23 protein-coding genes are annotated in these 23,907 nt (G+C 55.8%); 14 read left to right on the top strand and 9 right to left on the bottom strand.

The window, feature by feature from the left end; translation table 11 throughout:
* Window positions 1-11: 11 nt before the first annotated feature.
* From hypC to hypE, 3 genes are read left to right on the top strand one after another with little or no spacing between them, the layout of a single operon-like run.
* Complete coding sequence (gene hypC, locus H1S06_RS05355; RefSeq protein ID WP_181737992.1) at window positions 12-278, top strand: HypC/HybG/HupF family hydrogenase formation chaperone; 267 nt, start codon at window positions 12-14, stop codon at window positions 276-278.
* Window positions 275-1,387 (top strand): hydrogenase formation protein HypD, encoded by a 1,113-nt coding sequence (gene hypD, locus H1S06_RS05350; protein ID WP_181737990.1) that lies wholly within the window; start codon window positions 275-277, stop codon window positions 1,385-1,387. Before hypC ends, hypD begins: the two co-directional genes overlap by 4 nt.
* A gap of 56 nt (window positions 1,388-1,443) precedes the next feature.
* On the top strand, window positions 1,444-2,421 hold the full coding sequence (hypE, locus tag H1S06_RS05345; protein WP_305058174.1) for a hydrogenase expression/formation protein HypE: 978 nt from the start codon (window positions 1,444-1,446) through the stop codon (window positions 2,419-2,421).
* Between the two features lie 7 nt (window positions 2,422-2,428).
* On the opposite strand, the gene H1S06_RS05340 is transcribed toward hypE, so the two are convergent.
* Complete coding sequence (locus tag H1S06_RS05340) at window positions 2,429-3,850, bottom strand: aminotransferase-like domain-containing protein (protein WP_181737985.1); 1,422 nt, start codon at window positions 3,848-3,850, stop codon at window positions 2,429-2,431.
* Between the two features lie 155 nt (window positions 3,851-4,005).
* Here H1S06_RS05340 and H1S06_RS05335 point away from each other — a divergent pair, with 155 nt between their 5' ends.
* Window positions 4,006-4,623 (top strand): LysE family translocator, encoded by a 618-nt coding sequence (locus H1S06_RS05335; RefSeq protein ID WP_181737983.1) that lies wholly within the window; start codon window positions 4,006-4,008, stop codon window positions 4,621-4,623.
* A 3-nt stretch (window positions 4,624-4,626) separates the two neighbouring features.
* Here the strand turns inward: H1S06_RS05335 and H1S06_RS05330 are convergent, their stop codons facing one another.
* Both H1S06_RS05330 and H1S06_RS05325 read right to left on the bottom strand, forming a co-directional pair.
* Window positions 4,627-6,180 carry a methyl-accepting chemotaxis protein gene (locus H1S06_RS05330; protein WP_181737981.1) on the bottom strand — a complete coding sequence of 518 codons (1,554 nt, stop codon included), beginning with the start codon at window positions 6,178-6,180 and terminating at the stop codon, window positions 4,627-4,629.
* Between the two features lie 483 nt (window positions 6,181-6,663).
* A complete protein-coding gene (locus H1S06_RS05325; RefSeq protein WP_181737979.1) occupies window positions 6,664-7,971 on the bottom strand; it encodes an NAD(P)/FAD-dependent oxidoreductase in 1,308 nt (435 codons plus the stop codon).
* Between the two features lie 233 nt (window positions 7,972-8,204).
* Here H1S06_RS05325 and ercA point away from each other — a divergent pair, with 233 nt between their 5' ends.
* The gene (gene ercA / locus H1S06_RS05320) at window positions 8,205-9,365 is read left to right on the top strand and encodes an alcohol dehydrogenase-like regulatory protein ErcA (RefSeq protein ID WP_181737977.1); all 1,161 of its coding nucleotides are present in this window, start codon (window positions 8,205-8,207) and stop codon (window positions 9,363-9,365) included.
* Window positions 9,349-11,073 (top strand): PAS domain-containing hybrid sensor histidine kinase/response regulator, encoded by a 1,725-nt coding sequence (locus tag H1S06_RS05315; RefSeq protein WP_181737975.1) that lies wholly within the window; start codon window positions 9,349-9,351, stop codon window positions 11,071-11,073. The genes ercA and H1S06_RS05315 overlap by 17 nt, the downstream gene beginning before the upstream one ends.
* A gap of 31 nt (window positions 11,074-11,104) precedes the next feature.
* Here the strand turns inward: H1S06_RS05315 and H1S06_RS05310 are convergent, their stop codons facing one another.
* Genes H1S06_RS05310 through H1S06_RS05295 form a run of 4 tightly spaced genes read right to left on the bottom strand, consistent with a single transcriptional unit; the run spans window position 11,105 to window position 14,791 of the window.
* Window positions 11,105-11,896 carry an ABC transporter permease gene (locus tag H1S06_RS05310; RefSeq protein ID WP_181737973.1) on the bottom strand — a complete coding sequence of 264 codons (792 nt, stop codon included), beginning with the start codon at window positions 11,894-11,896 and terminating at the stop codon, window positions 11,105-11,107.
* Window positions 11,887-12,627, bottom strand: coding sequence for an ABC transporter ATP-binding protein (locus H1S06_RS05305; RefSeq protein WP_181737971.1), 741 nt, complete (start codon window positions 12,625-12,627; stop codon window positions 11,887-11,889). Before H1S06_RS05305 ends, H1S06_RS05310 begins: the two co-directional genes overlap by 10 nt.
* A gap of 14 nt (window positions 12,628-12,641) precedes the next feature.
* Window positions 12,642-13,613: a YVTN family beta-propeller repeat protein gene (locus H1S06_RS05300; protein ID WP_181737970.1), complete on the bottom strand. Its 972-nt coding sequence runs from the start codon at window positions 13,611-13,613 to the stop codon at window positions 12,642-12,644.
* Window positions 13,613-14,791, bottom strand: coding sequence for an ABC transporter substrate-binding protein (locus H1S06_RS05295; protein WP_181737968.1), 1,179 nt, complete (start codon window positions 14,789-14,791; stop codon window positions 13,613-13,615). The genes H1S06_RS05300 and H1S06_RS05295 overlap by 1 nt, the downstream gene beginning before the upstream one ends.
* Window positions 14,792-14,968: 177 nt before the next feature.
* Between H1S06_RS05295 and H1S06_RS05290 the strand changes: the two genes are divergently transcribed.
* The 4 genes from H1S06_RS05290 (at window position 14,969) to H1S06_RS05275 (ending at window position 17,781) form a co-directional block, all read left to right on the top strand.
* Entirely contained in the window at window positions 14,969-15,409 is a 441-nt protein-coding gene (locus H1S06_RS05290) for a cupredoxin domain-containing protein (RefSeq protein WP_181737966.1), read from the top strand.
* A 16-nt stretch (window positions 15,410-15,425) separates the two neighbouring features.
* On the top strand, window positions 15,426-16,706 hold the full coding sequence (locus tag H1S06_RS05285; protein WP_181737964.1) for a sensor histidine kinase: 1,281 nt from the start codon (window positions 15,426-15,428) through the stop codon (window positions 16,704-16,706).
* On the top strand, window positions 16,703-17,344 hold the full coding sequence (locus H1S06_RS05280) for a response regulator transcription factor (protein WP_181737962.1): 642 nt from the start codon (window positions 16,703-16,705) through the stop codon (window positions 17,342-17,344). Before H1S06_RS05285 ends, H1S06_RS05280 begins: the two co-directional genes overlap by 4 nt.
* 134 nt (window positions 17,345-17,478) lie before the next feature.
* Entirely contained in the window at window positions 17,479-17,781 is a 303-nt protein-coding gene (locus H1S06_RS05275; RefSeq protein WP_181737960.1) for a DsrE family protein, read from the top strand.
* A 32-nt stretch (window positions 17,782-17,813) separates the two neighbouring features.
* Here H1S06_RS05275 and H1S06_RS05270 read toward each other — a convergent pair whose 3' ends face one another.
* Both H1S06_RS05270 and H1S06_RS05265 read right to left on the bottom strand, forming a co-directional pair.
* Window positions 17,814-18,467: a pentapeptide repeat-containing protein gene (locus H1S06_RS05270; protein WP_181737958.1), complete on the bottom strand. Its 654-nt coding sequence runs from the start codon at window positions 18,465-18,467 to the stop codon at window positions 17,814-17,816.
* A gap of 55 nt (window positions 18,468-18,522) precedes the next feature.
* Complete coding sequence (locus H1S06_RS05265; protein WP_181737956.1) at window positions 18,523-20,403, bottom strand: methanol/ethanol family PQQ-dependent dehydrogenase; 1,881 nt, start codon at window positions 20,401-20,403, stop codon at window positions 18,523-18,525.
* A gap of 393 nt (window positions 20,404-20,796) precedes the next feature.
* On the opposite strand from H1S06_RS05265, the gene pedF reads away from it, so the two are divergent.
* Genes pedF through H1S06_RS05245 form a run of 4 tightly spaced genes read left to right on the top strand, consistent with a single transcriptional unit; the run spans window position 20,797 to window position 23,897 of the window.
* On the top strand, window positions 20,797-21,237 hold the full coding sequence (gene pedF, locus H1S06_RS05260; RefSeq protein WP_181737954.1) for a cytochrome c-550 PedF: 441 nt from the start codon (window positions 20,797-20,799) through the stop codon (window positions 21,235-21,237).
* Window positions 21,224-22,159 (top strand): substrate-binding periplasmic protein, encoded by a 936-nt coding sequence (locus tag H1S06_RS05255; protein ID WP_181737952.1) that lies wholly within the window; start codon window positions 21,224-21,226, stop codon window positions 22,157-22,159. The genes pedF and H1S06_RS05255 overlap by 14 nt, the downstream gene beginning before the upstream one ends.
* A gap of 38 nt (window positions 22,160-22,197) precedes the next feature.
* Window positions 22,198-22,965: a quinoprotein dehydrogenase-associated SoxYZ-like carrier gene (locus tag H1S06_RS05250; RefSeq protein ID WP_181737951.1), complete on the top strand. Its 768-nt coding sequence runs from the start codon at window positions 22,198-22,200 to the stop codon at window positions 22,963-22,965.
* Between the two features lie 8 nt (window positions 22,966-22,973).
* Window positions 22,974-23,897 carry a quinoprotein relay system zinc metallohydrolase 1 gene (locus H1S06_RS05245; protein WP_181737949.1) on the top strand — a complete coding sequence of 308 codons (924 nt, stop codon included), beginning with the start codon at window positions 22,974-22,976 and terminating at the stop codon, window positions 23,895-23,897.
* Window positions 23,898-23,907 lie beyond the last annotated feature (10 nt).

Here is a 23,907-nt window from a genome sequence, read left to right as displayed (position 1 = left end):
AGGAGCGAGCTATGTGTCTGGGAGTACCTGGAGAAATTGTTGCCATCGACAGTGCAGCGACTGCAAGTGCGGTCGTTGAAATCTCGGGAGTACGGCGACGGGTGAACCTGACCTGTGTGCTGACGGATAATATCCGTCCTGAATCCTTGCTGGGTCAGTGGGTGCTGGTACATACCGGGTTTGCCATGAGCCTGATTGACGCGGCCGAGGCACAGCATACATTGACGTTGTTGGCCGAGCTGGAAGCCTTCAGTGTTGACCAGGAGGCGGCGCCATGAAATATGTTGACGAATTCCGTAATCCGGTTGAAGCGCGGCGGCTGGGTGAGCATCTGGCTCGCCGGATGGCACTGCCTGAACTGCAGTCTCGACGACCTGTCCGTATTATGGAGGTGTGTGGCGGGCATACACACACAATATTTCGCTATGGACTGGAGGCACTGCTGCCGGAAGGTATCGAGCTGATCCATGGGCCCGGCTGTCCGGTATGTGTACTGCCACCAGAACGGATTGACGATTGTCTGACACTGGCCGAGCAGCATGACGTAATCCTGACCACCTTTGGTGACGCCATGCGGGTCCCGGGTTCCCGTGGCAGCTTGCTGCAGGCACGTGCACGCGGTGCAGATATACGCACGGTGTATTCGCCGCTGGATGCATTACAGGTTGCACGAGACAATCCCGATCGGAAAGTTGTGTTCTTTGCGTTGGGGTTTGAAACCACCATGCCCGGTACGGCCATTACGTTGCAGCAGGCTGTAGAAGAAGGTATCGCCAATTTTTATCTGTTTTGTCACCACGTAACCATCGTGCCGATACTCAAAGCCTTGCTGGACGATCCATTCATGCAAGTCGATGCCTTTATCGGACCGGGTCATGTCAGCATGGTGATTGGCATGACGCCCTATACCTTTATTGCCGACCAGTACCGCAAACCGGTCGTTGTCGCCGGTTTCGAGCCGTTGGATATCCTGCAATCCATCGTAATGGTGCTGGAGCAACTGCGTGAAGGGCGGACAGAAGTGGAAAATCAGTATATTCGCGTCGTCAGTCGCGATGGCAACAGGCAGGCGCTGCAAGCGGTTGCCGACGTGTTTGCATTACGTGCACGTAGCAGCTGGCGCGGTTTGGGCGAGATCGAACGCTCGGGGGTTGGGCTTAAACCGGCCTATGCCGCTTTTGATGCGGAAAGGCTGCTGGTTGCGCCGTCCGTTCGTCGTGCGGAGCCGGTCGACTGTCGCTGCAGTGAGGTACTGAAGGGGCAACTGCATCCTCGTCAGTGTCCCCTGTTCGGCAGGGCGTGTACCCCAGAACATCCCCGGGGGGCGTTGATGGTGTCATCGGAAGGTGCCTGCGCCGCCTGCCACCAGTATCAGGGGAGGGGCTGACATGAGTTTCACAGAGGCCTGTATAACGCTGAGTCATGGTGCTGGGGGGGCTGGCCATGCGACGCTTGATCGAGGAGGTCTTCCTGGCCACCTTTGATACGCCCGAGCTGGCAAGTATGGAGGATCAGGCACGTCTCCCGCTGGGTGACGTGATAGCCTCAGGTGATCGGCTGGCATTCACGACTGATAGCTACGTCATCGACCCACTGGAGTTTCCGGGGGGGAATATTGGTGCATTGGCCGTGAACGGCACGGTGAACGATCTGGCTGTGGGCGGTGCATCTCCCTTGTATTTGTCGTGCGGGTTTATTATCGAGGAAGGTTTGCCCCTGGAGCAGTTAAGGCGCATCGTCGAGGCGATGCGTGATGCCGCCGAGCAGGCCGAGGTTCGTATTGTAACCGGTGACACCAAGGTGGTGCCGCATGGCAAGGGGGACAAACTCTTTATCAATACCAGCGGAATCGGTGTTATTGCGCCGGGAGTGGAATTGGCGGCGCACCGGTGCCGCCCCGGTGACAGGGTGATTGTCAGTGGTACTGTCGGGGATCATGGTGCAGCCGTTTTGCAGGCCCGCGAGGACTTGGCATTGGAGGGCGGGTTGCTCAGCGACTGTCGGTCATTGTCTGGACTTGTCCGGGACATGCTGAGTACAGGAGCCGATATTCGAGCCATGCGAGACGCCACCCGTGGCGGGGTTGCAGCGGTCGTGCACGAGTTTTCGAGCGCTTCGGGCCGGGCGATCAGGTTGTTCGAAGACCGGTTACCCGTCCGCCCAGAAGTACGAGGTGTGTGTGAAATACTGGGTCTGGATGCCCTGCATTTCGCCAATGAGGGGAAGCTGGTGGCGGTGGTAGCTGCCGCACAGGCCAACTGGCTCGTGGCCCGGATGCGTCAACACCCGGCAGGGCGTGATGCCTGTGTCATTGGAGAGGTGCTGCCTGATGTGTCTGTACAGGTAAGGCTGCGTACTCTGATGGGGGGCGAGCGCTTGCTGGACCTGCCTGTAGGCGAGCTGTTGCCGCGCATTTGTTAGCCCGGCACTACAGGAGCGGTGCCGGGATGGCCGGTGCGTCGTCCAACAGGGTGCGAATACGACGAATGCCTTCCAGCAGTGCCTCTCGGCTGGCCGGTGGCGTGACGCAAATCCGAACCGCCTGGGGTGCGGGTTGGCTGCCGACACAGAAGGGTTCGGACGCAATGAGTGTGACACCTCGGGCATCGGCGAGTTGTACAAAATCGGCGGCGCGTACGCCTTCGGGCAGTCGCAGCCAGGCATGAAAACCGCAGGGGTGGGCGGATAATTCATAGGGCGACAGCCATTCATGCAGAAGCGCCTGTCGGGCGCGAATTTCTTCCCATTGCCAGTTCAGCAGCACATCGGCTCCTCCGTCGGCCAGCCATTGGCAGGTGACAGCGCCCATCAATCCGGGTGAAGACCAGCATTGAGCACGCAGGGCTACCCTGAGATGGGCCATCAGGTTGACAGGCGCACGCAGAGCGCCAAACCTGAGCCCTCCCGCCAGTAGCTTTGATACGCTGAATATATACAGGCTGCGTTCGGGTGCCAGTTGATACAGAGGCGTGCCGCGGTACTCGGCGGTTACGAATTGCACACCATCTTCCAGTAACAGCAGGTCATGCCGGCGTGCTACCTCCACTATGGCCTGGCGGCGAGCTTCGCCCATGCGTTGTCCGGTCGGATTGTTGTATTCGGGCATCAGGTAAAGCAGGCGAATTCGCTGCTGCTGGCACAATCGTTCCAGCAGATCAGGCCTGATGCCTTCGGCATCCGTGCCAACCGGCAAGTGTTTCAGACCGAGCTGACGTGCCGCTGCAATCATGCCGGGGTAGGTCAGAGCGGCCGAGGCTACGGCTTCGCCAGGTTTGACCAGGGCCTGTAAGGCCAGAAAATCGGCATGTTGCCCGCCTTCAGTCAATATCAGCTCGGCAGGATCAAGCTGCAGCCCTTGGCTGGCCAGCCACTGACAGAGTTGCTCTCGCTGTGCCGGGCAGCCTTGTTCGGGCTGGTAGGCCAGTGCTTCTTCGATAGCCTCCGGCCGGGAGGAAACGAGTTGAAGACAAGCCGCCAACTGCTGTTGACGCAAAGGGGTTGGAATCGGAATGCTCAAGGACAGATCAATGCTGTCCTGTCCGGCGCGGGACAGGTGATGGAAGTGAGGTCGAGTCTCGGTTGTACCCTTGACGCGAGTGCCGCTACCGACACGGGCCTCGACCAGTCCGCGGCGCTCGGCTTCACGATAGGCACGGGTAATGGTGCCTACAGTGACGCCCAAAGCATCTGCCAACAAGCGCTGTGGCGGAAGGCGCTCACCAGGCTGCAGGACGCCACCGGCGATGTCCCGCGCCAGCAGATCAACCAGTGCTTTATACATGGGGCCGGGGGGCAATTCCGTCTGTGGTAACCAGTGACAGCGTTTACGTGCCTTTTGCTGCAAATCCATAGCCATTCCTGATGCCTGTTTTGTCATGGATACAATTGATTGTAACAGTCACAAAGTAACAATTGCGGATATGATCTCGCCATATTAACGTTAATTGTATCGACCAGTCAGGTCGAATCAAACTAAATGAACCCCTACAATTGACGGTGATGCCCATGGAAACGGCTACTGGAGACCTGGTAGCCCTGATTGCCCCGGTTATTTTGTTTTCTTTTACAATGACCGCGACACCAGGCCCTAATAATATGATGCTGACCGCATCCGGTGCCAACTTCGGTTTTCGACGTACAGTCCCTCACATTCTTGGTGTCATGCTGGGTTGTGTCGGGCTGGTAGCAGCTGTGGCGTTGGGGTTGGGCGGCTTGTTTACAGCCTGGCCGGCATTGCAAACCGGACTGAAAGTGGTGGGCAGCATCTACCTGCTATGGCTGGCCTGGAAGATTGCGACGGCGGCACCGCCCTGTGTCGAAAGCCGTGCTGAGGGACAGCCCTTATCGGTTTTGCAGGCTGCACTGTTCCAACTGGCGAACCCCAAAGCATGGATCATGGCCATTTCGGGCGTGGCGTCCTTCACGCTGGCCGGTGATCATTTTCTGGCCTCAGCGTTGCTGCTGATAGGTGTTATGGCGTTGATTACGATTCCGTCGGTTTCCATCTGGGCGGGCTTTGGCGTGGCGGTAGGGCGGTTACTCAAAACCGCCCGTCACTGGCGGGTATTCAATCTGTCCATGGGCGGCCTGACCGCCGCCTGTGTCGCCTTGATTCTGATGTGAGAGTCAGCGTTTAAAGCCTGAGACCAACTCATGCATATCCGCTGCTACCGATTGCAATTTGCGAGTGGTAGTGGCGGATTCTTCAGCCTGCTCCAGACTGAGATTGGAAAGATCCGAAATATTGACGATCTGACTATTAATCTCTTCGGAAACCTGAGCCTGCTCCTCGATGGCAGCCGCCATCTGGATCGACATGTTGGCAATGGTGCTCATCATTTCCGAGATGCTGTGCAGCAGCTCTCCAGCCTGGTTGACCTGTTCAAGCCCGGTTTCCGCTTCCTTTTGACCTTCATTGGCGATCATGACCGATGCTTCGGTTCGTGCAGTCAGGTCACGCACAATGGCATGAATTTCCTTGGTTGAATTTTGGGTACGCAGAGCCAGTTGGCGTACTTCATCCGCAACGACGGCAAAACCGCGTCCGTGTTCACCCGCGCGCGCCGCCTCTATAGCAGCGTTCAGGGCCAGCAGGTTTGTCTGATCGGCAATCTGCTCGATCATCTCGGCCGCCTGAGCGATTTGCCCGGTCTGCTCGGCCAGCCCGATGACGGACTCTGCTATCTCGTTAACGGTCTGGCCCAGCTGAGCGATGGAAGTGCTGGTGGTGGTCGCGAGTTCACGCCCTCTGATCGCCGTCCCGTTCGAGGCTTCGGCCTTGTCGGCGGTTTGTTGAACATGGTTGGACACTTCATTGATCGTAGCCGTCATTTCATGCATGGCAGCAGCGACCTGATCGGTTTCATGCTGTTGCTGTCGCATGGCGGCACAGGAGCGCTCGGACACTTCCAAACTGCCACCGGCCTGTCGAGCAACGGTTTCGGCAGCATCGTCAATGCGGGTCAGGATGGTATTCAGGTGTGCCTGTTCGCTTAAAATGGCAACTTTCAATGCCGCCAAATCACCCTTGTCATCGGTATAGGTGGCTGCGGCAATCGGGTGGTGGAAGGCAGAAGGCATCATGGCCAGAATGTGTTTCTGTTGCCGACGGAGTGCATGTGTTCCGGCAATCTGACTCGCCAGTACAGTGACGATCAGGAGCAGGAGGGCCCCCAGTTCGAAGCCGGTTGCAAACAGGCCGATGCCTGCCAGCAGAGCCAGTCCCGCCAGAATGGGTTGAACCGGCAGCGCTGGACGCCGCAAGTGAGACTTGCCCCTGTTAATGTCACGATACACGTGTTCGGCACGGGCAACATCTTCACGTGATGGGCAGACCCGAACGGATTCGTAGCCAATGGTTTTGCCGTTTTCGGTGATGGGAGTGACATAGGCGTTAACCCAGTAGAAGTCACCGTTCTTGCAACGGTTCTTGACCAGCCCCATCCAGGGCTTGCCCGCTTTCAGGTGTTCCCACATCACCTGAAACGCGGCAGAAGGCATATCGGGGTGGCGTACCAGGTTGTGTGGCTGACCAACCAATTCTTCCCGGGAGTAACCGCTGATTTCGACAAAAATATCGTTGCAATGCGTGATAGTGCCGTTGAGATCGGTTGTAGAAATCAGCTTTTGCTCTTCTGGAAAGCGTTGTTCGTGGTCGGTAATGGGTAGATTCTTTCTCATCGCTTGGCTAACTCGGCATCATCATGTTGGCGGCCATTCAGGGTGGCCAGGGCCTGCGTGTTCTTGTGAGCCGGAGGGCGGCAGCTCAGTGGAGTAGTGCGCCAGTAGACGGGCTGATTGGAGCCGTATCCACATGGGTACACGAAAGCGCAGCCGTGAATTCTATGGTGATGCCCCTCAAAGTCAATCTACGGTCTGTTGCATTTAAAAGACATTCCATGCGGCTCAGGTCGTCCTGTTGATGTCAAATCCTTGTGTAAGGAATATCTTGATCTGGGTCATGCGGTGTATCCATATATGAACAATAGTCCTGAATGGGCTGGGGAGCAATGCGGGGTTCCGTTTGAATTGCCCTATGCCGAGCGGCCCGGAGTGTACACATTGTGTTCAACTCCGGAGGTGATTGTATCGGCTGCCTGCCAGGTAAAAAAAACGGCCCCGAAGGACCGCAAGGCTCAGTGCTACAACGCAATGGATGTGCGTTCAGTGCAATTTGAGGCGAGGTCTAATGACCTTGTTGATGCGATCAACCAATGCGATCAGGCAGGTTTTGGTGTAGCCGTAAATGGCCAGTTGATGCAGGCGGTAGAGTGAAACATACACCAGCCGTGCAAGCCGGCCTTCGACCATCAGACTGCCTTTGGACAGGTTGCCCATCAAGCTGCCTACGGTGCTGAATCGGCTAAGTGATACCAGTGATCCATAGTCCTTGTATTCATAAGCCGGCAGGGGTGTTTCTTTCAAAATATGGCGGAAATTCTTGTACAAGAAGGAAGCCATTTGGTGTGCGGCCTGAGCGCGAGGCGGTACGTTGCCATTGCCATCGGTACGGGCACAGGCGGCGCAGTCTCCCAGTGCGAAAATTCGCTTGTCCCGAGTGGTGCGCAAATCAGGGCCGACGACCAGCTGATTAAGGCGGTTATATTCCAGGTCATCCAGCCGAGTAAGAAATTCGGGGGCGCGAATGCCGGCTGCCCAGACCTTCAGGTCGGCCTTGATCAATTCGCCGGTATCGGTTGTCAGACCCGCTTCGCTTACGGATGTGATGCGGGTGTCCTGGCGTACAATAACCCCCAGTTTCTGCAACTCCTGACAGGCGGCAGAGGAAATACGATCCGGCAAGGCTGGCAGAATACGAGGTCCGGCTTCGATCAGGGTGACTTCAAGACGGTTTCGATCCAGTCTGGATATGCCATAGGCGGCCAGTTCCTGAGCGGTGTTGAACAGTTCGGCTGAAAGCTCCACCCCTGTTGCGCCAGCCCCCACGATTGCAATGCGCAGGTGCTGATCATCAGAGTTGCTGTTTTTCAGGCAGGCTTCAAGCAGTGTCTGGCGGAACGTCTCGGCCTGATGGCGGCTATCGAGGAAGGTGCAGTGTTGAGCCACACCTGTGACGCCAAAGTCATTAGTGACACTGCCCACGGCCATGACCAGGTAGTCATAGTAGAGTGTGCGTACGGGCATCAGCGTATCGCCGCTTTGGCCGGTAACAGCGGCAAGGTGAATACATTGACGCTCACGGTCGATGGATTCCATCAGTCCGACCTGGAATTTAAAGCCGGCGCTGCGCGCTTGTGCGCTGTAACTGAGCTCATCCAGACCGGCATCCAGCGAGCCTGTTGCGACCTCATGCAACAAGGGCTTCCAGATATGGGTGGGTTCGCGATCGACCAGGGTGACTTTAAGGCCCTTGCGGCGGTACTTGCGTGCCAGTCGAGTGGCAAGCTCAAGTCCGCCGGCACCGCCGCCGACGACCACGACATGTTGATAGAGAGGAGATGTCTGTTCCATAGCAGCAATTATCCTGCAGTTTGGGCAGCTTTGATCTGCTGCCTTGGCGAGATTTATTGCCCCCTATGGTATCTAATACCAAAGTGGCGGTAACGGGACAGATTGTGCAAATTTGTGGCATTTTCTAGCCCTTTGTACACTGGCTGTCGTGGGGGGGAGCGGTATAATCGTGCGCTGAATAATAATATCAGGCTTCGACGATGAATCGGGGTCAGGCTAGGCAGGGCATGTTCATGAGTGAAGTTTCACGACTCCGCAAATTCGTTTCGCCTGAAATCATTTTCGGCAGTGGTGCACGCAAGACGGTTGCCAACTATGCGTTGACCTTCGGTGCGCGCAAAGTGTTGATCGTAACGGATCCGGGGGTGCAGCAAGCCGGTTGGGTCAGTGAAGTGGAACAGCTGCTGGCGGAGCGCGAGATTCCATCGGTTGTCTTTGCCAATGTGTCGCCGAACCCGAGGGTTGAACAGGTGACGCAGGGAGCTGAGCTCTATCTGGAACAAGGCTGTAATGTCATAGTTGCGGTGGGTGGTGGCAGCCCGATCGATTGTGCCAAGGGCATCGGCATTGTCAGTACACATGGACGCCATATTCTCGAATTTGAGGGTGTGGACCGTATTACCATCCCGATTCCGCCGATGATCTGTATTCCGACAACTGCCGGGACATCGGCTGATGTGTCCCAGTTTGCCATTCTGTCCAATCAGCAGGAACGGATGAAATTGTCCATTATCAGCAAGTCCGTGGTGCCGGATGTGGCCTTGATTGATCCGGATACCACGCGCACGATGGACACCTTTCTGACAGCCTGCACCGGCGTTGACGCGCTGGTACATGCCATTGAAGCCTTCGTTTCCACCGCCAGTGGCCCCTTGACGGATATGCATGCGCTGGATGCGGTGCGCATGATAAACACTCATCTGGCGTTGTTGGTGGAACAGCCGGATGACGCACACCTGCGAGAACAGGTGATGCTGGGATCGATGAAAGCGGGCCTGGCCTTTTCCAATGCAGTGCTGGGGGCCGTGCATGCCATGTCCCATAGCCTGGGAGGCTATTTGGATCTGCCGCATGGCCTGTGTAACGCCATGCTGCTGGAGCATGTGATCGACTATAATTATGAGTCTGCACCGGACCGATTTCGCAGCGTAGCTGAGGCGATGGGCATTGATCCTCGTGGGCTGAGTCAGTCCCAGATCAAGCGTCGGTTGATGCAGCAGGTCATTACACTAAAGCGTGAAGTCGGCCTGCCACACACTTTGGCCGAGCAGGGCGTAGACCTGACCGATATACCCTACCTGAGCCGGAACGCGATCAAAGACCCATGCATCCTGACCAATCCGCGCAAATCCAACCGGCGTGATGTTGAGACCGTATATGAAGAAGCTCTATGACGGCCGCGAACTGACAGTAGAACACCTGATCGGGCTGGGGGGGCAGTCGGCACGGAAAAGCTATTACCCGGAATTGAGCGACAAGATCGACGAACTGGAAACTGAACGCAATCGCTATAAGTGGCTGTTTGATAACGCGTTGCATGGTATTTTTCAGGCCGACCTGACCGGCACCATCGTCAAGGCCAATCGGGCGCTGGCCAGGATCTGTGGCTTCCCCGATAAGGACAGCATGGAGGCCGGTCTCAATTTTGCCCATGATTTGCTGTTCAGTGAGCATGAATTTCACCTGATGACCGCACGTCTGATGAGTGACAATCAACTGTTCTTGTACGAAACCCGATTGCGCAAGTCCGATGGCAGTGCCGTTGAAGTCTCCATGAGTGTACTCCTGCGTCAACGGGGAGATGAAGCCGATATTATTGTCTGTGTGGCTGATATTACGGAATGTAAAAAACTGCAGCACCGCATGTTGTCGATGAATGAGGAATTGGAGCAGCGTGTGGAGGAGCGAACCTCCGAGCTGGTGCAGTTGAATGAGCGGTTGTTGCAGGAGGTTGAAACGCGGCAGCAGGCCGAGCAGGAAATGTTGAAAGCGAAGGAATCGGCGGAAGAAGCCAACCTGAGTAAGGATCGTTACCTGGCTGCTGCCAGTCATGACCTGTTACAGCCGATGAATGCGGCTCGGCTGCTGGTTGCTGCCTTACAGGAGCGCAACTTGCCGCTGTCGGAAGCCGAGCTGGTCGACCGCGTGCATCAGGCCTTGGACGGGGCGGAACAGCTGCTGACTGATCTGCTGGATATATCCAAGCTGGATCAGGATGCGGTTCAGCCTGAAGTGCAGAGCTTTTCCGTGGAGCGACTTGCCGAGGGGTTGAGGTCGGAGTTCGAGCCTGTGGCCGAGGCGTCGAATTTGACGTTTCGTGTACGCAGCCGTTCGCTTTGGATTGCCAGTGACCCCCGCCTGCTGACACGTATCCTGCGTAACTTTCTCAGCAATGCCTTCCGTTATACCGAAACAGGTGGCGTGTTGTTGGGGTTTCGTCGACGAGGCAGCATGCTGGCGATTCAGGTGCTGGATACCGGAAGCGGCATACCGGCCGACAAACAGGTTGCCGTGTTTGAGGAATTTTGCCGATTGCATCAGAAGTTGTCGCGTCGCGGCGGTGTCGGGCTGGGCCTGGCCATTGTGGATCGTATTGCGCGTCGTTTGAACCACCCACTTGGTTTGTATTCAGTGGTCGGGCAGGGCTCCTGCTTTGAAATCTGCGTACCGTTGACAGTACCGCCGGCACAACCCCAACCGGGGACGAGCTTGGGCCGGGTGAGTGATGATTGCGGGTTTACGGGCAAGCGTGTTCTGGTGCTGGACAATGATCCGGCGATCCTGGTCAGTATGCAGGCCTTGCTGGCAGGCTGGGGGTGTGATGTGGTGCTGGCCGAAAGCCTGTCACAGGCGCGTGCAGCCTGTGACAAGCGCGCTCTGGACCTGGTGCTGGCTGATTACCATCTGGATGAGGGCTGTCGAGGATTGGAGCTGCGTACCTGGCTAAATGACACCGGACGCGAGGCATTGCCGATGGTGATGTTGACGGCTGACCGTAGTGATGACAGCCGCCGAGCATTCAGGGAGGCGGCTGTGCATGTACTGAACAAGCCCGTCAAACCGGGCAAGTTGCGAGCGCTGATGACGCATATGCTGACCTGACGCCAGTAAATGCCAAGGGCAAGAGGGTGGCTCAGTGCCTTCTGGCCACTTGCTCGGACCTGAACCCCCAGAGAGCCAGAACCATAAAAACAGCGGTGGTGCCTGTCGTGATCAGCAGTGCTGACAGGTTGAGTTCGGTGTAGAGAGCAAATCGCACCAGTTCGACGGCATGGGTAAAGGGATTGACGTTGCAGATCCAATACAGCCATTCACTGGACTCGCGCATTTTCCACAATGGATACAGCGCCGATGACATGAAGAACATGGGGAAGATGACAAAATTCATGACCCCGGCGAAATTCTCCAGCTGACGAATGCGTGATGACAAGAACAGGCCGATGGAGCCCAGCATTAATGCTGTCAGAACCAGGGCCGGCAAAACTGTCAGCAGCCCCATGATCGGGGGTGTGACGTCCACCAGGAAACCCAGACCAATGAAAGCATAGACCTGAGCCAGTGAGAGCAGGGCGATGGCAATCAGCTTGCAGAACAGCAGCCAGCTTCTGGGTAGCGGACTCAGGAGCAGTACTTTCATGCTACCCATTTCACGGTCGTATACCATTGAAAGCGAACTTTGCATGCCGTTGAATAGCAGAATCATACAGCACAGGCCGGGCAGGATGTAAGTTTCATAGGTGATGTAGGTCTGATAGGGCGGAATGATGGAAACCCCCAAAGCTGCGCGAAACCCGGTGGCGAAAACCAGAAGCCAGAGTAACGGGCGGACCAGAGCACTCAGGAAGCGGGTGCGCTGGTGAATGAAACGCAGGAACTCTCGTTTCAAAATCCCCTTGAGGGCAATCATACAGGCAGCTAAATGCATCGGCGGCTTTCCTTGAGTTCGGTCATCCTCTCGAATGCCTCGGCCAGGGTTCGGGTCTGTTGCTTGTGGCAGATGACATGAGCGGGCGCATCGGCGAGCAGGCGTCCCTGATGCAGAACCAGAACAGGGTCGTCCGAGTCGATCTCTTCAATCAAATGTGTGGCCCAGAGCACGGTCAGGCTCTGTTCGTGACAGAGTTCACGTACCAGCCGGTTGATAGACTGGCGAGCGGCTGTATCCAGACCGACCGTGGCTTCGTCCAGCAACAGGATGGAAGGACCGTGCAACAGGGCGCGTGCAATTTCGACCCGGCGGCGGTGTCCGCCGTTCAGACTGCGGATACTGTCGTGCCGCCGATCGGCCAGATCCAGCCGTTCCAGCAATTCGGTGGCGGCCCGGTTCACGTGTTGGCTCGTCAGGCCATGCAAGGCACCGTGATATTCCAGGTTTTGCAACACGCTCAGGTCCAGATCCAGAGTGCTTTGCTGAAAGACCACCCCCAGACGTTGCTTGAGCCGGCTGGATGGGTGCGTTATTGACACGTCATCCAGTCGTATCTCGCCCTTTTGTAGACTGAACAACCGGGTCAGCAGGGCATAGAGCGTACTTTTGCCCGCGCCATTGGGCCCCAGCAGAGCATTCAATTGACCAGCAGCCAGAGTGAAGCTGACATCATCCAGTGCCTGGCGTGGACCGTATCGGAAGCCGAGCTGACGCACTTCAAGCCCCATGAGCGCCTCCTGTTTCAGTCCAGAGTCACGATACCCCAGGGGTAGCGACCGACCTTGATTGATTTGGTGACTTTCATCGCATCGACATCAATGACCGAGACATCGCCGCTGACCCCGTTGGTGGTCAGAAGATATTTCTGGTCGGGGGTGAACTCCATATGCCAGACTCGCCGGCCCACCAGCAAATAGTCCAGAATTTCATGGGACCGGGCATCCACAACCGCAACATGGTTGGCAGGGCCCAGAGCAACAAAGGCATAGCGCCCGTCGGCGGATAATTTGACACCTACGGGCTGAATCTTGTCAGGATGGATGCCGCGAATCCGGAAGCTCAGCTTTTGGGAGATCTGTCGGCTGTCAACATCAATAATGGAAACGGTCCCGCCGATCTCGGACGACGCCCAGAGAACACTTCCGTCATGCGAAAACTCGACATGACGAGGGCGTTGGTCCACCAGTGTGTTGTCAACCAGTTCATGTGTTTCGGTATCGATCCAGTGAAGCATACTGGTGGTTTCACTGGTATTGACGGCCCAGCGCCCATCGGGGCTGACGGCCATGCCTTCAGGCTCGACACCTACGTCGATCTGGGCCAGTACTTCATGGGTGTCGGTATCAACAACCGTGACCAGTGCATCATCTTCGTTGGCGATATAAAGACGCCGGTTATCCGGGTGTAGAGCGAACTGTTCAGGGTCTTCTCCCGATGGCAGATTAGCGATGATACGCTGTGTCGCCAGATCCATGACCTGTACTGTGTCGGAGTCACTGGCACAAATGAAAAGCTTGCTGTGATCCTTGGACAAGGCGATGCCTCGTGGCCGTTCGCCGACGTCAATGGTGTCGGTCACCTCCAGTGTCTCCAGATCAATCACGGACAGGGTGTTGTCCTTTTCGTTGGAGACGTAAGCGGTCGCGGCCTGAGTCATGGGGCTGGCCAGCAGGGCGCCGATCAGCAGGGTTTTAAGGAAGGGGGGCTTAGGCATCAGGAGTCTCCTTTGACTGAGCACTGGCTTTCACGCTGGTCAAAGCCCAGCGTGTCGAGATCGGTAACAGGGTGCAGGTAGCCTTCTTGTGGTGACTGAGACACCAGCGCACGAGGGTGTACCAGGGGGATGGGCTGGCGCAATTGCCCGCTCCAGGAACGGTACGTCAGCTTGCGGCCCTTGAAGGCTCCCAGTTGAAACTGTTCGGACATAATAAAACGGTGCAGGTTGGCCGGATCGATGCTGCCTGTTTGGGTGACGGCTTCGGCCAGAGTGCGAACGGCTGCCCAGCCTGCGTAGTCGCCACCATACATGTCCCGGTTGGCCAGTTTGCTAAAGCGACTCTGCAATTGCGCCGCTCCCCAGGCTTCCACAACGCGATGCCAGGTAACGGGTGACATGCCCTGAGTGCCGACGACCGGGCGCGGCAGCCAGGTATTGAAGGGGACATATTCACCAAAATCCCCTCGCTCGTCAGCCACGATGACAACGTCATATTCGCTGGTTTGGGTGAACGGCGGTAGTTCCTGCTGGGCGGTACGGCGCAGATCGGTATCAAAACTCCATTGCTTGCGTGCCACGATGACCGCTCCCATACGTTGGGCACTGCGGGCGAGCGAGTCGGCATAGGCTTTGTCTTCCTGCGTCTGTCCTTCCAGCAGAAGCCATCGATTCCAGCGTTTTTTAGCCAGCCACTGCGCCAGAGCATCGGTCAGCATGGCGCGGGACGGCATGCTGTGCAGCAGGCCGGGAATGCAATCATGTGTGCGCAAGCGATTGTCCTGACTGCCAGCGTTGATCAGTAGTGCATCATCGGGCAAGGCGGTCGCAACATTGATCAGCTGCTCGCGATTCAGATTGAGTACAAACAGCCGAACTCCCTGATCGTACAGGGTGCGTGTGGCCGGTACGATTTCGTCTGCCTTGTCGGTGCTCAGGCCACGCAGTGTGTAATGCTGCTTGAGAAAACGTCCGGTGGTATTGCTGTCGAGAATGCCCAGTTCAACCCCCTTGAATCCGGTATCGGCAGGTTCGGGCAGCAGGTTGGAAAGCACCGGGCCATGGTCGGGTTCGAAGCCGACATAGCCGATTTCGATCTCCAGTGAGGTCGCCAGGGCGTTGGTCGTCAAGGGGACTGTCAGGGCAGCCGTATACAGCAGTCGGGGCAGCTTGTTCATCGGGTCACACTCGGGCGTTATCGTTGTTATGAGGTGTTACAGGCTGAGCTTAGGGAGTAAGCCCGAGGGTTTAAATATTCAGAAAGTCTCAAACAATCAGTACCGAAGTAGTATGTTTTTGAGGGTAGTGCTCACTAGGATGGTGGGTAAATATCACAACAAGAACAGGAAAGAGCCATGAAACCCACCATCCGAAATCTGAGTCTGGCCCTGGTAATGGCGGTTGGTACAGCCATCGCCCCCACAGCTGTTGCCGAAGGCGATCTGACGACACGCCCGGAGCGCTTGCCCGATCTGGTGTTGGGTAGTGAAGTGACGGATTATGCTCTGTCGCAGAGCCGCTATGAGTTGGTAACGGGACAGGCGTATCGCCTGAAAGTCATCTCCAGCGGTCTTAAGGAATATGCCATGAAGGCGCCTGAGTTTTTCTCGTCCATCTACCTGCGCAAGGTGGAAGCGGGTGACCTGGAGATCAAGGCAGTGGCATTGACGGAGCTGGAGTTTGAGCAGGAAGGTGAAGCCGAGCTGTATTTCGTTCCGATCAAACCGGGTGAGTTCCGATTCTATATGAGTGGCCTGGAAAGCAAGGGTATGGAAGGCGTTTTCAGCGTTCGATAGCACGGGAGAATCGGCCATGCGTGCAGTTGTTCGACTCAATATTCTGGTCGCAGGCGCCTTCATGCTGGCCCTGCTATTGAGCCTGTTTGGGTTGATGCGGCAGGCGGAAGTGGATATCCAGCGAGAGCTGGAAGCCGGAATGGCGGTTGCTGATCCTCTGGTTCGTCATATGAGTCGGACCTCTGATGACCTGAAAACACTATTGACGACCGACTGGCGCCACCTGAAGCTGTTCAGGCTGCCGGCCGGTGTTTCCCCGCCGGCACTGAGTATTGAACAGGTTCCGGAATGGTTTGCACACTGGGTCTGGCCCGATACGATACCGCGTATCGAGCGCCGTATTGCCTTGCCTGACGGGCAGATGCTGGTGCTGATTGCAGACCCGGAAGACGAACTGGAAGAGGTGTGGGAGTCCGCACTTCAGGTGTTGATGCTGTTTTGTGCGGGGGCGCTGCTGTCGATCGGCGCTATTACCTGGGGAGTTGCGCAAGGCATGCGGCCTTTTGGCCAGGTGCTGGCGGCGCTGGATCAGGTTCAAAAAGGGTGCTTTACGGCGCGTTTGCAGTCCTATTCTGTGCCTGAGGCCAACCGGCTGGCCAGCCATTTTAATCGTATGGCGCAGGCGCTTGAACGAGAGCAGGCCGACAATCGGCATTTGACGCGCGAGTTAATGGCATTGCAGGAAAAAGAGCGTGCCTATCTGGCGCGTGAGCTGCACGATGACTTAGGCCAGTATTTGACCGGTATTAGAGCCCAGGCATATCTGATCGGCGAGGTGGCGGATCAGCCGGAGCTGGTTGCCAAAACGGCCCCTCGTATTGTGAATGACTGTGAAGCGATGCAGCAGGGCTTTCGACGTTTGATTCGCAGTCTGCACCCGGTCATTCTGGAACCGTTGGGGTTGGAGGAGTCCTTGCGCAGCCTGATTGAGCAGTGGCAGCACAGCAGCGGTATTGAGTGCTGTTTGAACATTCAGGCTTTACCCCTGCTGGATGATGAAACCTCAACTCACCTGTATCGCCTGTTACAGGAAGGGCTGAATAATGTGGCGCGCCATTCGCAAGCGACACGGGTCGATATTCGTATCGACCGGCAGGGTGATGCCCTGCAAGTCAGCCTGGCGGATGATGGGCAAGGCATGAGTACTGGTGCGCGACCAGGCGTTGGTATGCGCTCCATGCATGAACGAGCGCGCTACATGGAAGCCAAGTTGACGTTGTCATCCATTGCCGGAATCGGTATGAAACTGCTGCTTGAGCTGCCTGTTGGCCCTGAAACGATGAGATCCGAATCATGAAAGTGTTGTTGACCGATGATCATGCGGTGGTACGACAAGGCTATGCGAGTCTGCTGTCCACCATGTTGGATGAGTGTGAAATCGTGGAGGCCTCGAGTGGCTGGGATTGTTTGACGCTTTGGCAACAGCACCGACCCGATGCGCTGGTGCTGGATATCAACCTTCCCGATATTAGCGGTATTGAAACGGCCAGGCGCATTCTGCAGCGTGACAGTACCGCTCGCATCCTGTTTTTCAGTATGTATGACGAGTTGCCGATGGTACAGCAGGCCCTGGACGCGGGTGCACTGGGCTATATTACCAAAGGCAGCAGTCCGGCGGTTTTACTGGAAGCGGTACGTAAGGTTCTGGCTGGACAACCCTATGTTGAACATGAGTTGGCAACGCGTCTGGCGGTACAGCGCAATGGCGGGGTTGACCCACGCCTGGAAGGCATGACACAGCGCGAATTCGAAATTTTTGTCATGCTGGCGCGAGGGCTGACCCCTAAAATCATCGCGGAGCAGCTCTGTATCAGTGTTAAAACCGTATCCAACCACAGCACCCTGCTGAAAAATAAATTGCAGGTATCCTCGACGGCGGAGCTGGTGCATGTGGCCATTCAATGTGGTGTGTTGAAACTGGGCAGTTTGGCCTGACAGCCCGTTCTCGGTCAGTGACGGTGATTGTGATATCGTCAGAGGTTTCTCGGCTGTGGTGATGGGCATGGGCAGAAATGCAACCGGGCATGCTGTTCGCGAGGCCGATATACTCTGTTACAGGAACACTGATCATGGATAATTTGAAGATTGTTATTCACGCCCCCACGCCTGAAGCATTGGGCAGGGCCCAGGCCAATGTGCGTAATCTGCTCAAGCTGGAACCGGATGCGGAGATAGAGCTGGTGGTGAACGGCCCTGCCGTGGCGATGGCTGTCGATATAACCGATACAATTTTGCTGCCACGGTTGATGTTGTGCCGCAACAGTCTGGAAAATCAGCAGCTAACGGCTCCAAAGGGGGCTGGTGTGGTACCGGCAGCGGTACAGCACCTTGCCCACCGCCAGCAGCAGGGGTGGGGGTATATCCGAGCATGACGGACGGGCAGGGTCTTAGTGAGAAAGGTTTTTTACCTGGAGGTGACTGGATGTTTGGGAATCATCCAGTCAGTAGGACAGTCCTTGCATGACTCCATATAGGTTCCCTGGAAAGTGGCAAAACGAATACTGGCGCCACGCAAATCAGCGCCTTGCAAGTTGGCCGAATTGAGTTTGGCTTCCTGCAGGTTGGCATTACGCATATTGCAGTTGATAAAGCGTGTCTTGGTTGCCCACACCATTTCCAGATTGGTGGCGTACAGAACCGCCGATTGAAAATCGGCATTGCTCAGTCGGGCGAAAGACAGGTTGGCACCATCCAGTCGAGTTTCCCTAAAGGACGCGCCCTGAGCATGCATGGCCCAACCGGTCACGGCGACCATGTTGGCGTAGTCCAGGGTAGCGCCTCTGAGGTTGGCCTGTTCCAGATTGGCGCGGCTGAGCAGAGCATAGCTCAGGTCGGCACCGCTCAAATTGGCGCCTCTCAGGTCGGCATGACGCAGGTCAGCATAGCGCAGATCGGCACCGCTCAAATCGATGCGGTCAAGTTCCAGGCCAGAGAGGTCACGCCCATTCAGGTTGGCACCGGCACATTGGGCTTCAATATCCGGTATACAATCTGCCAATACGGATGACGACAGCATAAGCGCCAAAAAACCGGAGGGAATCAGGGATACAGTTGCCATGGTTATTCTCCCGAGAAAGGGGCCCCCTGATGGGGGCCCGTAACCGTACTAAAGGTTATTTACCGGTTACATCACCGGCCCATTTGGGCAGTTTGAAGGCCCAGAAGGAGCCACCCTGGGGGACAGGTTTGGTCAGATCTGCCATGTCGCCACCCCACAGAGGGACGGCACCGCCATAACCGGAAGCGATGCCGACATACTGCTCGCCATCCATTTCCCAGGTAACGGGGCTGGAAACGATACCGGAGCCGGTCTGGAACTTCCAAAGTTCGGTACCGCTCTTGGCGTCGAACGCTTTCAGGTAGCCATCACCCGTACCGGTGAAAATCAGGCCGCCCTTGGTGGCCAGAACACCTGCCCACAGCGGCAGTTTTTCCTTGTGCTCCCATGCGGTTTCGCCGGTAACCGGGTCCATGGCGCGCAGGATACCGACATGATCGTCATACATCTTGCGAATACGGAAGCCCTGGCCCAGGTAGGCAGCACCTTTCTGGTACGTCACTTCTTCGGTCCAGTAATCTTCTTTCCAATGGTTGCCTGGAATGTAGAACAGTCCTGTGTCCTGGCTGTAGGCCATGGGGTTCCAGTTTTTGCCGCCAAGGAATGGAGGGGATACCTCGATGGATTCTCCCTTTTTCTCACCCGGTTTCGGGGGCGGTGGGCGCTGGCCTTCCACTTCGGCCGGGCGGCCGGTTTTCGGGTCTATATGCGTTGCCCAAGTGATATTGTCGACAAACGGGAAAGCGCGGATGAAATCACCGTCTTCTCGATCAACGACATAAAAGAAACCGTTGCGGTCCGCGTGTGCCGTTGCTTTGACGGTCTTGCCGTTATCGTCATATTCGAACAAGACCAGTTCGTTATTGCCGGAAAAGTCCCAGGCATCGTTCGGGGTATGCTGATAGAACCACTTGACCTCGCCGGTTGTCGGGTCTACCGCGACCTGGCCAGAGGTGTAGAGGTTGTCATAATCCAGCGGGTTGCCGCCCTTGGATGTACGTTCCCAGGTATTCCAGGGCGCGGGGTTGCCGGCACCGACGATAATGGTGTTGGTTTCAGCATCAAAGCTGGCGCTCTGCCAGGGGGCACCACCGCCATGGCTCCAGGCTTCAACCTTGCCGGTAGGCGAGTCAGGATTGTCTGGCCAGCTTGGGGCGCGAGGGTCACCGGTAGGAGTGCTGTCTTTGCCGTTCAGGCGGCCCATATGACCTTCAACAAAGGGACGCATCCAGATCTCTTCACCAGTGTCGGGGTCGCGGGCAAAGAGTTTACCCACTACACCGAATTCATCACCGGAAGACCCATGGATCAGCAGCACCTTGCCGGTTTTCTGATCCTTGATCAGGGTTGGGGCGCCCGTCATGGTGTAACCGGCGGAGTGGTCGCCGAATTTCTTCTTCCAGACAACCTTACCGGTATCCTTATTGAGTGCAACCATGGCGGCATCAAGGGTACCGAAGAATATTTTGTCACCAAAGATTGCGGCACCGCGGTTTACAACATCACAACAAGGGCGGATGTCATCCGGCAGGCGCGCGCTGTAGCTCCACAGTTTGGCGCCGGTTTTGGCATCAATGGCAAAAACACGGGAGTATGAACCGGTGATGTAAATGACACCGTCATGCACCAGGGCCTGGGATTCCTGGCCTCGCTGCTTTTCGTCACCGAAAGAGAAAGACCAGGCAGGGGTCAGCATCTTGACGTTATCGGTGTTGAGTTGGGTCATTGGACTGTAGCGCTGAGCCTTGGGGCCAATGCCGTAACCCAGGATATTTTCGGGGGTTGCCTGGTCATTCAGAATATCTTCCCAGGTGACCTTGGATGAGGCGGCCTGCACAGCTGTACTGCCCAACCCGATTGCCGCTCCCAGAATGACCGCCTGGACCCGTTGGCTCAAAAGCTTTCGGCGCGGTGCTGTTATTGTTGTTTTCATCATATCAATACCCTTTTGGTGAATGATGCCGGCCCGACTGGATGGCCGAGCTGTGTGCAAGGGCATTGTGCGAATCCGCAGTGCTGAAGAGCCACGGCAAAACACCCGTCAAGGTCGGGCTTTTTGCGAATCAAACGTGTGTGGAGTTCCTGGTGGGACGGGAATATTTCCCGTTTAATCAATAGGTTATGCTTAAGTTTTACTACTTTGGGTGGGGTCGGTCAAATCTTTTGCATCGCTTCTGTGCCAAACGTACTACCAAGGAAGCATATTTTGCCTGCCAAGGTGTAATTCTGAGCAGGGTGCAGCTGGTTCATTATGAGGCTATCACAGTCGGGCACCTGGGCTCGGCGTTCATATTCTCAATTAGCCTGATAACAATAAATGGTGACCCACATGTCCAATCTGAACACACTCACGAGTCTGATGGCTGCAGCTGCTATGGCGACCCTGGTGTCAGGTCCTGTCCTGGCGCACGGTGATGTGGTACCTCAGGCCGTAAAGACTGAAGGCCTGAGCCCATTGGGTGATGAATGGGCAGAGACCAACCCGTACCGGGATAGCGGTGACTTTGAGCGCGCCGTCGAGATCGGTGCTTCAGCTTATAATCAAAACTGTGCTCGTTGTCACGGATTGGACGGCATTTCCGGTGGTATCGCACCTGACCTGCGTTACCTGACGCCCGATTATGATGGTGATGACTGGTACAAGTACCGTGTCATCAACGGTGCCGTGCGTGATGGCGCTGTCTACATGCCGAAAATGGCCGATACCTTGAGCCAAGAGGCACTGTGGGCAATTCGAAGCTGGCTGGAGACCAAATATGTTGAGGAATAAGCTGTCCATATCGCTTATTTCCCTTCTTGCGAGCCTGCTCACGTGTGAGCAGGCTTCTGCGCGTCTGTATGACGACGTTATGGCTTCCGGCCATATTCGCATGGGGGTATATGAGAATTTTCCTCCTTATTCGTTTATCCGGGAAGGGCAGCCGACGGGGGTTGATGTTGAAGTAGCCCGGCGTATTGCCCAGGCTTTTGGCCTGGAGCTGCAATTACACTGGATTACACCGGATGAAGGCTTGGAAGATGACCTGCGTAACAATGTCTGGAAGGGACATTATCTGGACAAGGACGAGGCCAACCCTCTGGCGATGAAGCAATTGGCAGATGTCATGTTACGAGTGCCCTATGACAAAGCCTATGCCTATAAGCAGGATTCGCTGGGATACCTGATTAACGAGCAAGTTGTTATGACGGCTCCCTACCAACAGGAAAAATGGCAGGTTGCCTATGATGGTCAGCGGTTGGATGCCGTTCGTACGGTGGCCGTTTTTCAGTACGAACCGATCGGAGTTGAGGTTGATAGTGTGCCGGCGTTTTATTTCACGTCCGCCATGGGCGGTCGAATGCGTGAGATGACCCATCACTATCCCAACCCGGAGACGGCTTTCAAGGCGATGAAGCAGGGCGAAGTTGCAGCAGTCATGGCCATGCAGTCCGAGATTGACTGGTGGTTGCATCAAGCGGGCGATAAGCGCTACCGACTGGCCGAAAACGGATTTCCTACCATGGGCAAGCAAAGCTGGGATATCGGTATTGCCATTCGGCAAAGTGATCGCCAACTGGGATATGCCGTTGAAGAAGTACTTGATCGCATGATTCAAAACGGGGACATGGAAAAGCTGTTTGCCGAATATGGTCTGCGGTATACCAAGCCTGAATTTTATCAGGTGATGATGGAGGCAGATGCCGAGCGCTGATTCACTACCCGCACAATAAAAACAAAAGAGGTGGCATAATGATCCGGCTATACCCTTTTCTGACAGGGCTGATTGCTCTGCTGGTTTTCGCCAATGTTCAGGCGGCCAAACCGACGGACCCATTGAAATCGGTCATGTGGGACTATACACGCAAGATTTTTATCGGCGATGACGATTACCGTTTTGATCCCGCCATTAAGGTTGAAGTCCCTGATTTTGCCGAAGATCCGACCCAGGTTCCTGTGACAATTGATGCCCGTGCCTTGACCGGTGATATTGAACGGATTGTGGTCTGGGCCGACTTGAACCCCATTCAACATATTTTTGACTACTATCCAGGTGAGCTGGCAAGCCCCAAAGTATCCCTGCGTATCAAGGTCCAGCAAAGCACAGCGATTCGTGCTGCCGTGTATACCCGAGACGGGGAATGGCATATTGGCTACGCCCAGCTGGAAGCTGCAGGTGGCGGTTGCACCACACCCAGCATGGGGAATGCGGATCCCTATTGGCAAAATCATTTGGGAGAGGTAAAGGCCAAGCGGTTTGCTTCTGATGATGCCGACAGTGCGCGGTACCGGTTTCGTGTCATTCATCCGATGGATACAGGGCTGGTTGATGCAATCCCCGAATTTTATCTGCAACAGGTCAAATTAAAGGGGCCTGATGGCGAAACGGTGGTGCGAATGGAACTCTCACCACCGGTTGCGGAAAACCCGGTGTTCAGTTTTGACTTGCAAGACAAGCGCAGCGGTTATCAGCTTTGGATGCGTGACAACGGCGGCAATGAATTCACTCAGGCGCTGTAGGAGGGAATATGAAACATATTGTAACGGCTCTGGTGTGTGTATTGAGTCTGCCGATCAATGCAGCTCCGCTCCAATATGACCTGACGGCTGAACGGGTTGCTGAGAATACATGGTTTGTGGAAGGAAAAACCGAAGACTTCAGTGTTGAAAACGGTGGCAATATCGTCAATACCTCGTTCATCGTAACGAATGAAGGTGTGATTGTGCTGGACACGGGTGTGTCTCGGCGTTATGGCGAAGCGTTGCATGCTCTGATTCGGGAAACCACCGAAAGACCGATCAAGCTGGTTATCAATACCCATCAGCACCCCGATCACTTTTTGGGCAATCAGGCTTTTGCCGGGGTTCCCATCGCATCACTTGCCAAAACACAGCAACAGATCCGTGAGAGCGGAGATGCCTTTGCCGAGAACATGTACCGATTGGTTGGAGACTGGATGAGGGGTACGGAAGTTGTCGTGCCGAACCAGTTGATAGAACCCGGCATCATGGAGATAGGAGGACACCGGCTCGAATGGATTGAACTCAGCGGGCACAGTGGCTCCGACTTGGTATTGTTTGATCATACGACGGGGGTGCTTTTCCCCTTCGATCTGGTGTTTTACCAGCGTGCGCTGACAACACCGCACACGCCCGGCCTTCAACAGTGGTTGGCGGATATTGAGCAGCTGCGGCAGGTCCCTTATGTACTCTTATTACCAGGGCATGGGCCCAAGGTGGAAGGGGCGGAGGCCCTTGACCAAATGGAAGCCTATCTGAACTGGTTGCATGATACGCTTGTTCAGGCCGCCGAACAGGGGCTCAGCATGACGGAAGTGATGAAGCTGGAGATTCCGCTTCGTTTCAGTAGCATTGCGCTACGCAAGGAAGAGTTTCAGCGCAGTGTATTTCACCTGTATCCGGATTATGAGCTTGAAGTTTTTGAGCGCTAAACGCGAAGGT

The sequence above is a fragment of the Marinobacterium marinum genome (assembly GCF_013868415.1).
In the GTDB taxonomy this organism is placed as follows: Bacteria; Pseudomonadota; Gammaproteobacteria; order Pseudomonadales; family Balneatricaceae; genus Marinobacterium; species Marinobacterium marinum.
The sequence above is the reverse complement of the archived record's forward strand: the minus strand, read 5'-3'. Positions and strand labels throughout refer to the sequence as shown.